Consider the following 13,853-nt stretch of genomic DNA (forward strand, 5'->3'; position numbering starts at 1 on the left):
TGGTAATCCGGGTAATAACAACAGCAATGGAATTAAACAAATACAGCAAAACGATTACACAGGACCCTACGCAGCCCGCTGCGCAGGCACAGCTCTACGGTATCGGCCTCACTGAAGAAGACCTGAAGAAAGCGCAGGTCGGCATCGCCTCCATGGGCTATGATGGCAATACCTGTAATATGCACCTCAATGACCTCGCACAGGATGTGAAAAAAAGCGTCTGGGCCAACGACCTCGTCGGCCTGACATTCCACACCATCGGCGTCAGCGACGGCATGAGCAACGGTACGCCCGGTATGCGCTACTCCCTGGTAAGCCGCGATCTGATCGCTGATTCCATTGAAACTGTTTGTGGGGCGCAGTACTACGATGCGCTCATCACCGTGCCCGGCTGTGATAAAAACATGCCCGGCTCCCTGATGGCCATGGGCCGCCTCAACCGCCCGTCCATCATGGTGTACGGCGGTACCATCGCACCCGGTAAATACAAAGGACAGGACCTGAACATTATCTCCGCTTTCGAAGCGCTGGGCCAGAAAATGGCCGGCAAGCTTGACGAAGGCGACTTTAAAGGCATCGTACAAAACTCCTGCCCCGGCGCCGGCGCCTGCGGCGGTATGTACACGGCCAATACCATGTCTTCCGCTATCGAAGCATTAGGTATGAGCCTGCCTTACAGCTCATCCAGCCCCGCACTGAGCAAGGAAAAGAAGGAAGAATGCGCCAACGCCGGCAAATACATCCGCCTGCTCCTGGAAAAAGATATTAAACCAAGGGACATCATGACCAAAGAGGCTTTTGAAAATGCCCTCACCGTGATCATGGCCCTGGGTGGCAGCACCAACGCCGTACTGCACTTTATCGCCATCGCGAAATCCGTGGGCGTGCCGCTGACACTGGAAGATTTCCAGCAGTCAAGCGACAAAACCCCGCTGATCGCTGACCTGAAGCCAAGCGGTAAATATCTCATGGAAGACCTCCACAATATCGGTGGCGTGCCTTTAGTGATGAAATACCTGCTGAAACAAGGTCTCCTGCATGGTCACTGCATGACCGTGACCGGCAAAACCATCGCTGAAAATCTGGAAAGCGTTCCGGATATTGATTTCGGCAAACAAGAAATTATCGTTCCTACGGAGAAGCCACTGAAAGCCAGCGGCCATATCCAGATATTATACGGCAACCTCGCCGAAAAAGGCTCCGTAGCCAAAATCACCGGTAAGGAAGGCGAACAGTTCACAGGACCTGCACGCGTGTTCGACGGTGAATTTGAGCTCATCGCCGGTATTCAGTCCGGAAGAGTGCAACAGGGGGACGTGGTGGTGATCCGCCAGGTAGGCCCGAAAGGCGCACCCGGTATGCCTGAAATGCTGAAACCTACCAGCGCTATCATGGGCGTGGGACTGGGCAAAAGCGTGGCACTGATCACCGACGGCCGCTTCTCCGGTGGCACTCACGGTTTCGTGGTAGGCCACATTACACCGGAAGCATTCGAAGGCGGTAACATCGCGCTGGTAGAAGACGGTGACATCATCGAAATAGATGCAGTGAACAATACAATCAATATGAAAGTGAGCGACGAAGAACTGGCTGCCCGCAGGGCCCGGTGGACCGCTCCGGCATTGAAGGTATCCAATGGAATCTTATTTAAGTACGCAAAACTTGTTAAAAATGCTACAGAAGGATGTGTTACCGATGAAAGCTGAGAAAGCTGATAAGCGGTTGTCTGCAAAGCCTGTTATTACCGGCTCAGAAGCTGTGATCCGTTCCCTCATCGCCGAAGGGGTGGACACCATCTTCGGTTATCCCGGCGGGGCCATCATGCCTATCTATGATGCCCTGTATGATTTCCAGGACCAGGTACATCATATCCTGGTAAGGCATGAACAGGGTGCTACACATGCGGCCCAGGGTTATGCCCGCAGCTCCGGTAAAGTAGGAGTGGCCTTCGCCACCTCCGGCCCGGGCGCTACCAACCTGGTCACCGGCCTTGCAGACGCTTATATGGACAGTACTCCCATGGTATGCATCACCGGTCAGGTGGCTGCTTCCCTGCTGGGTACCGACGCCTTCCAGGAAACAGACGTGATCGGTATCACCATGCCTATCACTAAATGGAATATACAGGTGACCCGCCAGGAAGATATTCCCGGCGCTATCGCCAAAGCTTTTTATATCGCCCGCAGCGGCCGTCCGGGCCCCGTGCTGGTGGATATCACCAAAAATGCACAGGTGGGTGAATGTGAATATGAGTATGTACCGTGCACGCATATACGTAGCTACCAGCCGGTACCGGAATTGAGACTGGACGCGGTGAAAGAAGCGGCTGCACTGATCAACTCGGCAAAGAAACCTTATCTGCTGGTAGGTCATGGCGTACTGTTGTCCGGCGCTGAGAAAGAACTGATAGCGCTGGCAGAGAAAGCACAGATACCCATGGCTTCCACACTGCTCGGTTTGTCTGCCGTTCCGGTAGATCACCCGCTGTACGTAGGTTTGCTGGGCATGCACGGCAACTATGCACCGAATATCCTCACCGGTGAATGTGATACCGTTATCGCAGTAGGCATGCGTTTCGATGACCGTGTAACCGGCGACGTGAGCACTTATGTGGCCAACGCAAAAGTTATTCACATCGAAATCGACGCAGCCGAAATCAATAAAATCATCAAAGCGGACGTGGCCCTGCATGCAGATGCTAAAACCGCGTTGCAGGCTCTGCTGAAGGAAGTACAGCCCGCTAAACATGACGAATGGCTCGCAGAATTCAGGGCTGCCGACAAAAAGGAATATGATAAGGTTCAGCATAATGAACTGTATCCTGAAACCGGTGAACTGAAAATGGCGGAAGTAGTTCGCCTGATCTCTGAAAAAACAAAAGGAGAAGCGGTGCTGGTAACAGACGTAGGGCAGCACCAGATGATCGCTTCCCGTTATTACCGCTTCAAAAATCCAAATACCAACATCACTTCCGGTGGCATGGGCACCATGGGCTTCTCACTGCCAGCCGCCATGGGCGCTAAAATGGGCACACCGGAAAAAGAAGTCGTGGCGGTTATCGGTGATGGCTGCTTCCAGATGACCCTCCAGGAGCTGGGCACCATTTACCAATCCAAAATAGGCGTGAAGATCGTGATCCTGAACAACAACTTCCTCGGCATGGTACGCCAGTGGCAGCAGCTGTTCTTCGATAAACGTTATTCTTCTACTGAAATGGTCAACCCCGACTTCGTTCAGATCGCCAAAGGATTTTTTATCCCGGGCAAAAAAGTCACTGCCAGAGAAGATATCTCCGCTGCCATTGATGAAATGCTGGCCACTGACGGCGCTTACCTGCTGGAAGTAGTGGTGGAAAAAGAAGACAACGTGTTCCCGATGATTCCTGCCGGCACGCCTGTTACCACTATCAGACTGGAATAGTACTACCCGATCAACAGACAAGTAAATAAATTTTTTACAAGAATTGCCTCTCTTTTTGCCCGGCCAAAGGCCAAAAAAAGGAGGGAGGATGCCCAAGCTGTTTTTATGCAAAAAGAATATACAGTCACGGTTTATACGGAAGACCGTATAGGTATTACCAACCGTATCACCATTATATTTACCCGCAGAGGGATCAATATCACCAGCCTGACAACTGCTGAGACAGAGATTTCCGGCGTGTACAAGTTTATTATAACGGTGATGTCTACACGTGAAAAACTGGATAAGGTGGTCGGTCAGATCGAGAGACTGATTGAAATTCACCGTGCCTTTGTACACGAGGAAGATGAAGTGGTGTACCAGGAACTGGCATTGTATAAGATTTCCACCAAATCACTGGAATCCGGTGATATCGAACGGCTGATCCGCGACCATCATGCGCGTATCCTGACGATCACGGCAGACTATTTCGTGATCGAGAAAACCGGTCACCAGCAGGAGCTGACAGACTTCATTAAAAAGCTGGAGCCCTATGGTCTGATAGAATATTCCAAAAGCGGAAGAGTGGCCATTGTGAAATGGAGCCGCCGCTTCCACGAACACCTGAAAGAACTGCAGGCCTCATCGGAAGCGTAAGCTGCCGATAGCCGCAACATAAACAAGCCTTTATTCATTTACTTAAAATTTACAGCTAATAGCTAATGGCTAGTAGCTAAAAGCTAAAAACACAAAACATGGCAACCATCAATTTTGGAGGTGTACTCGAAGAAGTAGTAACCAGGGAAGAATTCCCAATGGAAAAAGCACGGGAAGTCCTGAAAAACGAAGTTATCGCTGTTATCGGTTATGGCGTACAAGGCCCCGGCCAGGCACTGAACCTGAAAGATAATGGCTTCAATGTTATCGTTGGTCAGCGTAAAAATTCCAAAACCTGGGATAAAGCAGTAGCTGATGGCTGGGTTCCGGGCGAAACTTTATTCGATATCGAAGAAGCTGCTGCCAAAGGTACTATCATCCAGTTCCTGTTGTCCGACGCAGGTCAGATCACCCTGTGGCCTACCCTGAAACAACACCTGACTCCTGGTAAAGCACTGTACTTCTCCCATGGATTTGGTATCACCTATAAAGAGCAGACCGGTATCATTCCGCCTGCTGACGTAGACGTAATCCTGGTTGCTCCCAAAGGCTCCGGTACTTCCCTGCGCCGCCTGTTCCTGGCTGGTCAGGGCCTGAACTCCAGCTACGCTATCTTCCAGGACGCTACCGGCCGCGCGAAAGAACGCGTAGTAGCACTGGGTATCGGCGTGGGTTCCGGTTACCTGTTTGAAACAGATTTCAAGAAAGAAGTATTCTCTGACCTCACCGGCGAACGTGGTTCACTGATGGGCTGTATCCAGGGTATCTTCGCTGCTCAATACGAAACACTGCGCAGAAACGGTCACTCTCCGTCTGAAGCATTCAACGAAACCGTAGAGGAACTGACTCAGTCCCTGATGCCGCTCGTTGCTGAAAACGGTATGGACTGGATGTACGCTAACTGCTCTACTACCGCTCAGCGTGGTGCGCTCGACTGGTGGAAGAAATTTAAAGACGCTACCCAGCCGGTATTTGACGAACTGTACGCCAGCGTAGCCGCCGGTAAAGAAGCTGCCCGTTCTATCGCTTCCAACAGCACTCCGGATTACCGCGAGAAACTGAACGAAGAACTGAAAGAACTGCGCGAAAGCGAAATGTGGCAGGCGGGTGCAGCTGTTCGTAAGCTGAGACCAAACGCTTAATCAATTACGAATTACGAATTACGAATTACGTCTTGTAATTCGTAATTCGTAATTCGCAATTCGTAATTCAAAAAAATATGTCCTCTAACTTAATATCTGGCGTTAGCCCGCTCAATATCCTCGATGCATCGGTGAAATTGAAGCCTGTGGTGAACCGCACGCCGTTGACTTATAGCGCTACGCTTTCCCGTCGCTATAACTGTGATGTATATCTGAAAAGAGAGGATATGCAGATTGTACGCTCCTACAAACTCCGCGGGGCCTACAACCTGATTAGCAGCCTGCCCGCCGATCTGCTGGCCAAAGGCGTTACCTGCGCCAGCGCAGGCAACCATGCACAAGGCTTTGCCTATGCCTGTAAAGCCATGAACATCAAAGGCGTGGTTTTCATGCCGATCATCACACCAAAGCAAAAAGTAAATCAGGTCAATATGTTCGGGGGCGATAACATCGAAATACGCCTCACCGGTGATACTTTCGATGACTGCTCCACAGAAGCACAGGCCTTCACCGCTGCCCATGGGATGACTTTCATTCCCCCTTTTGATAACGCTAAAATTATTGAAGGGCAAGGCACCGTGGCAGTGGAAATTCTGGAAGACCAGACCAACATCGATTACCTGTTTGTCCCCGTAGGCGGTGGTGGCCTCGCTGCCGGTACCGGCACCTACTTCAGGACTTACAGCCCTAAAACCCGCATCATAGGTATTGAACCGGAAGGCGCCCCTTCCATGCTCCGCGCCTTTGAAAATGGCGGCCCGGTGACCCTCGATGAAATTGAACGTTTTGTAGACGGCGCTGCGGTAAAAAGAGTAGGGACGCTCAACTACCAAATATGCCGCGAAGTGCTGGATGAAATGCACCTCGTGCCGGAAGGTATGGTGTGCTCCACTATCCTCAAACTGTACAATGAAGACGCCATCGTGGTAGAACCTGCCGGCGCGCTCTCTATCACAGCCCTTCAGGACTATGCGGAAGAAATCAAGGGGAAAAAAGTAGTCTGCATTATCAGCGGCAGCAATAACGATATCGACCGCATGCAGGAAATAAAGGAACGCTCACTGCTGTACGAAGGACTGAAGCATTACTTTATTGTACGCTTTGCACAGCGCCCGGGCGCACTCAGGGAATTCCTGAACCATATCCTGGGGCCTAACGACGATATCACCCGCTTTGAATTCATTCAGAAACATAATAAGGAAACAGGCCCCGCACTGGTAGGCATAGAACTGAAGTGCAGGGAGGATTATGATACCCTCATCGCCAACTTCCGGAAATATAATTTTCAGTTCACCGAACTGAATAAAGATGATAACCTGTTTGGTTATCTTGTTTAGAGTTTGACAAATAGTTGTTTTAAGAGTAATATAAGCCTGGTCATTTTTATGAACGGGCTTTTTTATTGCTCCACTATTGCGCTCAAGGTGGCCAGATATTCGTCTTTTAAGTAAGGGTGCAAATCCTCTTCATTCAGCATGGCCTGGATCTTTTTGATGATAACCAGTTTCACTTCCAGTGTCATGGGATCATTTTTCTCCAGCTGCTGCTTTACGGTATCATAAAAAACCACGATGGCTTTTTTCCTGGGTGCAATGTCAGGGACAGACAACAGGTATTCCCATCTTTTCGCCCATGTCTGATACTGCGGAAAAACACGGATATGCAGCGCTACATAAAAGTTGACTTTCCTGTTGCCGGACGCGGCCACCAGATAATCAAACATGGCATCGGTAGGTGTCAGTCCATACCGCCATACCATGTTACCTAAAGCAGACACAACGTTGATTTGCAGTTTCACATTGTCGGGAAACTGTATGCCAATAGCCACCAGTATAGCTCCCAGCTCGTTGTCGGACAATACCGGCGTATAGAACGTTGATACTTCGGCCCGCGGTATTTTTTCAAATTCCCTTATATATGTTTCCAGTTCCTGCTCAGAGAGTTGCTGCCAGTTGAGGAGCTTGTCTTTCAGGGAGTGTAAGGCGTCTGTTTTTAATTTCATGGTTGGAATAGTTAGCTGCTTTAAAAATCAGTCATCTGATAATATGTCGTCATATAAGTTCCCGGTGGATACCTGGTTCCAATGTGCGCCATATTGTTCGTGCACTACCACTAATGCTAATAAAGATAAGGGGTTAAAAGCAGAAATACGCATATCTTTTTTGGAGGCTGTCCGGTAAGTGATTTCTGCTTTCGCCTCATCCATTTCCAACCTTATGGCGTAGCCTTTTTCCTTGATGGTATACAAGGCGATGTTGTAGGTGTTCATGGCTTCTGTTAACATGCGGTTGATTTAAATCAATAGAAAAATTCGCCATCTCCGTATTCTTCCCGAATGATTTTTTCTATGTCTGTATAGTTGTATTGCTTTTGGGTTTTAATTGTCTGAATGACTAATTGATATTTCACATCAAAACGTTCGTCATATCCACTGGGAATTAGCGGTTCCACTGCCATGGGTGTTTCAAAAAGCGGATGGTGGATAACCGGCACATCCAGCCCCAATTTGCGTCTTACTTTAAACAGGTTGATGAATTCCATGGGAATTAGTCCCGGACCCAGAAACTCCTCATATTCTCGTTTTTCTGCCCGCTGAACGCCTACGCTGTTAAGGTGATGGTCACATAGTTCGTTCCAGTAGGAGGCAGGCAGCACGCTATAGTCATTCCAATGATCAATCAGTTGTTGATAGATACCATATCCCTCTTTCCCGAAGATAAACACTCTTTCTTTGACAGGATTGTGTCCCAGCCATTTTTCCACGAGAAAATGCAGCAGTTGTGTACTGGGATATACCTGTTGGTTTTTATGCTCTTTACTTGTTTTATACACGTCCATGTTGAGATAATCGATGGATTTTTCGATCAGTATTTTCAACAGGTCGTTTCTTTCCATATACAACGCATAATAAAAAGCATCGCGTATGTGATCGATATATTCGTCGGCAGCATGCGCCATGGTCCAGAAAAGGGCTGTCCGTTCAAAATATTTCCAACAGAGAGGGTTTCCCTGAAAGAGGAGGTTTTTGGCTGCAATATGGTGGGATTCATTAGATTGAACATCTGTCAGTACTCCATAAAACAAGCGGAAATCATATTTGTTTTTTTTGAAGTTTTTATAGGAGAAAACATAGCCTTCCATAAAATCCCTGTTGGCCTGTTCAAAGTCAATAGGCTGGCCATATCCGTAGTGGTCGATGATTTTTTGAATTACCTTGTTATAAGTCCGCATTAGCGATTATTTACATTTTATTCTGATCGAGCGTTGGTCTACATTAATCTGTACCAATTTATTTTCTAATTGACCTGCCCGTTTGGCTTGATCAATCATTCGCATCAACCTATTTTGGTAAGCGGGTTTGCTACCCCAATGCCCATTGGTATTTCCCATAATTTTGTTGATGTTCCTGTTTGTCCAGGTGGACATGTTGCTTTTGCTCCTCCAGGAGCTTTGGCTGGCCTTTACTTCTATCACATTAATTTTTCCGTTAGGTGCTTTGGTTACCAGATCAAAGCCGTGTCCAGATGCATTCTGAACTGATCCAAGAATGGTATGGCCTTCTTTCTCAAGGTACTTACTGGCTACTTTTTCACCCCATGCGCCCAGAGTGCCGTTGAGTCCAAAAGGATCAATCCATAAGTTAGGGTCTCTAATATAAGAATAAAAATTCAGCTCTTCAGACGCAAGTCCTAATGGGTCCTGGCTGATATACATACCGGTCTCCGCATCATAATACCGAAAGCGGTTATAAGCAAGTCCTGTTTCTGCATCTTGATATTGACCAGCATAGCGGAAGGGGATAAAATATTTGTCTCCTTGCAGCGATTGCACCTGCCCATAGATGTCAAGATCTGTTGCCCATACTTTATTACCATTTTCGTCATAGGCTTCACAAGGAGTGCCAAGATGGTCTGTGATCACGGAATACCGCTGCTGTCCGGTTATTTTAGCTGACAGGCTGAACCCTCCATCTTCAAACACCCACGTGGTAAGCGTATCGGAAGGTATCGGTTCGGGGTGGCTTAAAACCATTTCCCCGTATTCGTTGACGGTTACATGCGGGCGCTCTGATTCTGGATAAGACCATTCATGAAGCGGCACATCGGCATCCCAAACGAATCGGGTAATCTTGTTCTTCATCGTTTTCTCTGTTCTGCGTCCCAGTGCATCATAGCGGAAAGATATGACGACGCCATCAGGACGGGTAACAGTCTCCAGCGAACCATTGGCATACCAGCTATATTTCCATGTGGCAGGGATGTTGCCGGATGTTATTGTTTTACAGATAAGATTGCCTTCTTCATCATAGCTGTAATGGCCCTGATTAGTCTCTAACAGCTTACCACCGGCGCTATATTTTCTGTCTTGCCTTGTAGGAGTATCAAAGAGGTTACCTGTGCGGTCGGGATTGCGGTAGCCTGTTTGACCATTTTCATATTGCGCCCATGATAACCGGTTATCTGCGTCATAGCCATATTTTTTTAACCCGTGGTTAAGTATGTTCAGTATCTGTTTTAGCCGGTTGTGACCATCCCAAAGGTATTGGCGGTGGCGGGTGGTTCGGCCATTCACACTAACTTCATGTGAAGTTGCCATTCCCCGGTTGTCATACTGCCAATAGCTGTTTATATTCCCTGGCAGATAGCGTGCGACTTCCTGACCAAGCAGATTTCTTTGGATCTGTGCGCTCCAATCGTCCTCTTGGTTGGAGGTACGGGCAAAAATACCTGAGAGATTATTGGTATTATTCCAGTTAAAGTGAATATCGGCGCCGAGGCTGCTGCTGACAGCAATGCGATTGCCAGCGGCATCGAAGCCACTGTTTACAAGATGACCGTCCTGCCATTCGGAAATTATGCGTCCGAGTTTGTCGCGTTGAAAACGAACGGTAGCGTGCTGATTGATGGCTTCAATAAGATCGCCACTGCGGTTGTAGCTGAATGTTTCCCAGGAGCCGTCCTGATGCTCCACACGGACTATTTTTCCATTGCTGTCATATTCAAGGTTGGTCCATTTGCTGCCGGAACGCTGAATACGAATGATCTTTCCGGAATGGTCTCGTTTGTAGTGCCGAATTAGCCCGTCAAAGCCAACATCACTGATGATGTTCCCATTGGCATCACGGATAACGCGGAAGGTTTCCCCTTTTTCGTTTACTATACCAGTTAGCTCTTCTTCCTGATTATATATAAAATGAACATTGACACCGTTTTCCTCCCGTTTTTTGATGTTGCCCAAAGGGGTATAGGAGAAGTGTATCTCATGTTCTTTGTCCTGTAACAACGTGATGTCGTCATAAGCATCATATTGAAGCTGTATGTGATTGCCTCCTGCCAGTCTGATATCTATAGCCCTGTCCAGAATATCATAGCGGAATTCCTGTTCATCCTGCAATGGGCCGGTAACTGTTATGCATCTCCCCCAGGTGTCATATGCCCATGAGGTCTGACTGCCATCAGGCATGCAGATACCAGTGAGGTTAAAATCGGCGTCATAGGTTAATATGTTAATGTGTTCATCCTCTGTTTCAATCTTAGACAAAAGGTTTTGTTCATTGTACCGATGTATGGTAATGCGGCCATTTGCCTCAGTGGTAGTATGTATCTGGCCATTTTGTTCATAGTAGATATAGGTGTTGTTGTTGCCTGTAGCATCTTCCTCCAATATAACCCTGCCGGCGCTATCATAGTGTATGGTTTGTGTGTTGCCATCAGGCAGCGTTACACTTGTCCGGTTACCCCGCTCATCATACGTATACCCGGTAACGTTACCTTCCGGATCAATAACACGATACAACTCCATTTCTTCTGTATACTCAAAAAAAGTGGAATGTCCCAACGCGTCCTTTATCTGTGATACCACAAAATCCGGTGTGTAATAGTAGGTCGTGATGCCCTTTGTATTGCGTATCTGGTTGAAGCCTTTGTCAGGATGATATTCCAGCCTGCCTTCCAGTAACCCCTTGTCTCCGGTGGTGTGAATACAGCGCCTTAGCTTATCATATTCCCAGTAGAAAGAATTACCATTGCGATCGGTTTTTTTGATCATCAGGTGATCATGATAATGTATGTATGTCGTCTGGTCCAATGCGTCGGTCAGCTCAGTGAGATCTCCGGCCTCATTGTAGGCGTAACGCACCAGCTCCCGGCTTTCTCCGCGATGACGGGCGGTCACGCGGATAATGCGGCCGGCGTCGTCACGTTCTGTCAGCAGATGTCTGCCAACACTGTCAATAATCCGCACCAGATGCCCGGCACCATTGTAATGAAAGCTGATCATAAATCCTCTTTCATCAGCAATATTGATCAGCCGGTAGTGTTTGTCAGCAGGATGTAACTTGCGGAAGGTATAAGTATAACGGTTTTCATAGCTGAATAATGTATAGTCCTCCATGTTGTCGCGGGTAAGCAACAGCCGTTCATGGCGGTTGTAGTTACTGTCACCGGAATAGTGAAGGGCATCAAATACCGCGCTGCGGCCGTCGCCCAGTAACACCACCGTGGCGTCTTCATCGGGGAATTCGTATACCCGCATATCGTAGCACAAATGCGTACCATGTCCGAGCAGCCCTTCAAAAGAGCTGTCGCTGTTCCAGGAACGCTCCCATTTCAGCGGAATAGGACCAGGCAACTCAAAATCGGTGCCGTCATATATCACAATGCCCTGCACCAGGTCCACCGGCTCAAATCCTTTCTTGCAAAGAGCTTTGCTCAGTTTATTACTGCCGATTTTCGCTTTCAGGGCGTGATTGAATTTCGTCAGCGCCTTTTTGCCGGCTTTGCCGAGCCCTTTCATCAAGGCGCCAAAACCGAATGACATGATCAGGTTCAGTAACACGCCCGCCCAGTCCGGAACATAAGGCCCGCCTACCATTACCGGTTTCCCAAATGATAATGGGATCGAGTAGGAGGTCGGAAGATAGAGGCTGGGAATCGGCTTAAACTTTTTCCCGGGCGTAATAGACAAGGGCAGACCAATATCATTACAGGTCATCAGCATATGCCCCGATGGACTCATGAGATTACCTTCAACTTTTACTTTTTTACTACCAAAGAAGTTAACGGAATCATGGCCGATCATAGGTGCCAGTAAAAACGGTCCACCCATGGGAATATGAAACAGAAAGATCAGCATCCCATTGGTGTCGCTTTTTCCCCGTGGTACATGGTTAATGCGGGTGGTGGCCCCAATGAAGGGAACATAATCCATCGGATCAATGACCAGTCCGATAAAAGGATGGGGTAACGGTACAGGAAATCCCAAAAGGATAACAATATGGATGTCCAGTCCAATCACCGGGGTGAAATGTTTGTTACTGACAAGCATCTGATATGGTTTGGAGCCAGGGGCAGGTACAACAATGAGAATAGTACTATAAATATAAGGAATATACGGAGCGGAAAAAAATACGGAAAGGTTGGGGACGGCAGGTTACGGAAGAGCTGGATTAATGTTGGGGTAGGTTACTTTACTAAAATAAGAAGCAGGCAATATACCTGCTTCTTACAAGATAATTTAAACGCTATTTTTTCAAACTCGCAATATCAATCACAAAACGATATTTCACATCTCCTTTCATCATACGGTCATACGCGGTGTTGATATCTTTAATATCGATCACTTCCACATCACTCACAATATTATGTTCGGCGCAGTAGTCCAGCATTTCCTGTGTTTCGCGGATGCCACCGATCAGTGAACCGGCAATGCTGCGGCGTCCCATGATCAGGTGAAAAGCCGGTACGGCGGAAGGTTCCGGCGGTATCCCCAGACAGATCATCACGCCATTGAGCGTCAGCAATTTCAGGAAGTCGTTGTATTCGTGCGGTGCAGATACCGTATTAATGATGAAATCAAAATGGTTGCGCAGTTTTTTCATTTGCTCCTTGTCTTTGATCAGAGCGAAATGATGTGCGCCCAGTTTTTTGGCATCCGCTTCTTTGGATGGCGATGTGCTCAGCATGGTCACTTCGGCGCCCATGGAATTGGCCAGTTTCACGGCCATGTGTCCCAGGCCGCCCAGGCCCAGCACGGCCACTTTATGCCCTTTGCCTACTTTCCAGTGGCGCAACGGAGAGTACGTGGTAATGCCTGCGCACAACAGGGGCGCTACGCCTTCCAGCGGCAGTTTGTCAGACACTTTCAGGGTATATTGTTCGTCTACCACGATCTGCGTGGAATAACCGCCATAGGTGAGCGTTTTACGGTCCATCTCCGTGCCGTTATAGGTACTGGCGTTGCCTTTCTCACAGTACTGCTCTTCTCCGGATTTACAGGGATGGCATTCCCGGCAGGAATCCACAAAGCAGCCTACGCCGCCCAGATCGCCTACTTTGAATTTGGTCACATGGTCGCCCACTTTCACAATGCGGCCCACGATCTCATGGCCCGGCACCATCGGGTATATGGAACCGCCCCATTCGTCCCGCACCTGGTGTATATCCGAATGACATACGCCACAATAAAGGATTTCTATTTGTACATCATGAGGACCTACTTCCCGACGCTGGAAATTCCAGGGGCCAAGGGGAGTGGTAGCACTTTGTGCCGCGTAAGCTTTGGTTTCAATCATGCTCTCTCGATTTAAGATTTCGAAACTACTGATTTTTAAGGAGGTTTATGCTGACCGCCATCCTGTTACCCAATTGTTTAACT

The 13,853-nt window shown here is 48.2% G+C and carries 10 protein-coding genes; 5 read left to right on the forward strand and 5 right to left on the reverse strand.

The window, feature by feature from the left end; translation table 11 throughout:
• The first annotated feature begins 26 nt into the window (after positions 1–26).
• The 5 genes from ilvD to ilvA all read left to right on the forward strand — a co-directional run bounded on the left by ilvD (position 27) and on the right by ilvA (position 6,535).
• Positions 27–1,706: a dihydroxy-acid dehydratase gene (gene ilvD / locus HGH92_RS17315; protein WP_168872026.1), complete on the forward strand. Its 1,680-nt coding sequence runs from the start codon at positions 27–29 to the stop codon at positions 1,704–1,706.
• A complete protein-coding gene (gene ilvB, locus HGH92_RS17320; protein WP_317166421.1) occupies positions 1,672–3,420 on the forward strand; it encodes a biosynthetic-type acetolactate synthase large subunit in 1,749 nt (582 codons plus the stop codon). The genes ilvD and ilvB overlap by 35 nt, the downstream gene beginning before the upstream one ends.
• 105 nt (positions 3,421–3,525) lie before the next feature.
• Positions 3,526–4,056, forward strand: coding sequence for an acetolactate synthase small subunit (gene ilvN / locus HGH92_RS17325; RefSeq protein ID WP_168872027.1), 531 nt, complete (start codon positions 3,526–3,528; stop codon positions 4,054–4,056).
• Positions 4,057–4,154: 98 nt separating this feature from the next.
• The gene (gene ilvC, locus HGH92_RS17330; RefSeq protein ID WP_078667268.1) at positions 4,155–5,198 is read left to right on the forward strand and encodes a ketol-acid reductoisomerase; all 1,044 of its coding nucleotides are present in this window, start codon (positions 4,155–4,157) and stop codon (positions 5,196–5,198) included.
• Positions 5,199–5,275: 77 nt separating this feature from the next.
• Positions 5,276–6,535, forward strand: a complete 1,260-nt coding sequence (gene ilvA, locus HGH92_RS17335; RefSeq protein ID WP_168872028.1) for a threonine ammonia-lyase IlvA — start codon at positions 5,276–5,278, stop codon at positions 6,533–6,535.
• 62 nt (positions 6,536–6,597) lie between these two features.
• Here ilvA and HGH92_RS17340 read toward each other — a convergent pair whose 3' ends face one another.
• The 5 genes from HGH92_RS17340 to HGH92_RS17360 form a co-directional block, all read right to left on the reverse strand.
• Positions 6,598–7,200 (reverse strand): hypothetical protein, encoded by a 603-nt coding sequence (locus HGH92_RS17340; protein WP_168872029.1) that lies wholly within the window; start codon positions 7,198–7,200, stop codon positions 6,598–6,600.
• 27 nt (positions 7,201–7,227) lie between these two features.
• Positions 7,228–7,482, reverse strand: coding sequence for a hypothetical protein (locus HGH92_RS17345; RefSeq protein ID WP_168872030.1), 255 nt, complete (start codon positions 7,480–7,482; stop codon positions 7,228–7,230).
• 14 nt (positions 7,483–7,496) lie between these two features.
• Positions 7,497–8,429 carry a hypothetical protein gene (locus tag HGH92_RS17350; RefSeq protein ID WP_168872031.1) on the reverse strand — a complete coding sequence of 311 codons (933 nt, stop codon included), beginning with the start codon at positions 8,427–8,429 and terminating at the stop codon, positions 7,497–7,499.
• Positions 8,430–8,435: 6 nt separating this feature from the next.
• Positions 8,436–12,524, reverse strand: a complete 4,089-nt coding sequence (locus HGH92_RS17355) for an RHS repeat-associated core domain-containing protein (RefSeq protein ID WP_168872032.1) — start codon at positions 12,522–12,524, stop codon at positions 8,436–8,438.
• Positions 12,525–12,720: 196 nt separating this feature from the next.
• Entirely contained in the window at positions 12,721–13,770 is a 1,050-nt protein-coding gene (locus HGH92_RS17360; RefSeq protein ID WP_211092665.1) for an NAD(P)-dependent alcohol dehydrogenase, read from the reverse strand.
• Between the last annotated feature and the right edge of the window lie 83 nt (positions 13,771–13,853).

The sequence above is a fragment of the Chitinophaga varians genome (genome assembly GCF_012641275.1).
In the GTDB taxonomy this organism is placed as follows: domain Bacteria; phylum Bacteroidota; class Bacteroidia; order Chitinophagales; family Chitinophagaceae; genus Chitinophaga; species Chitinophaga varians_A.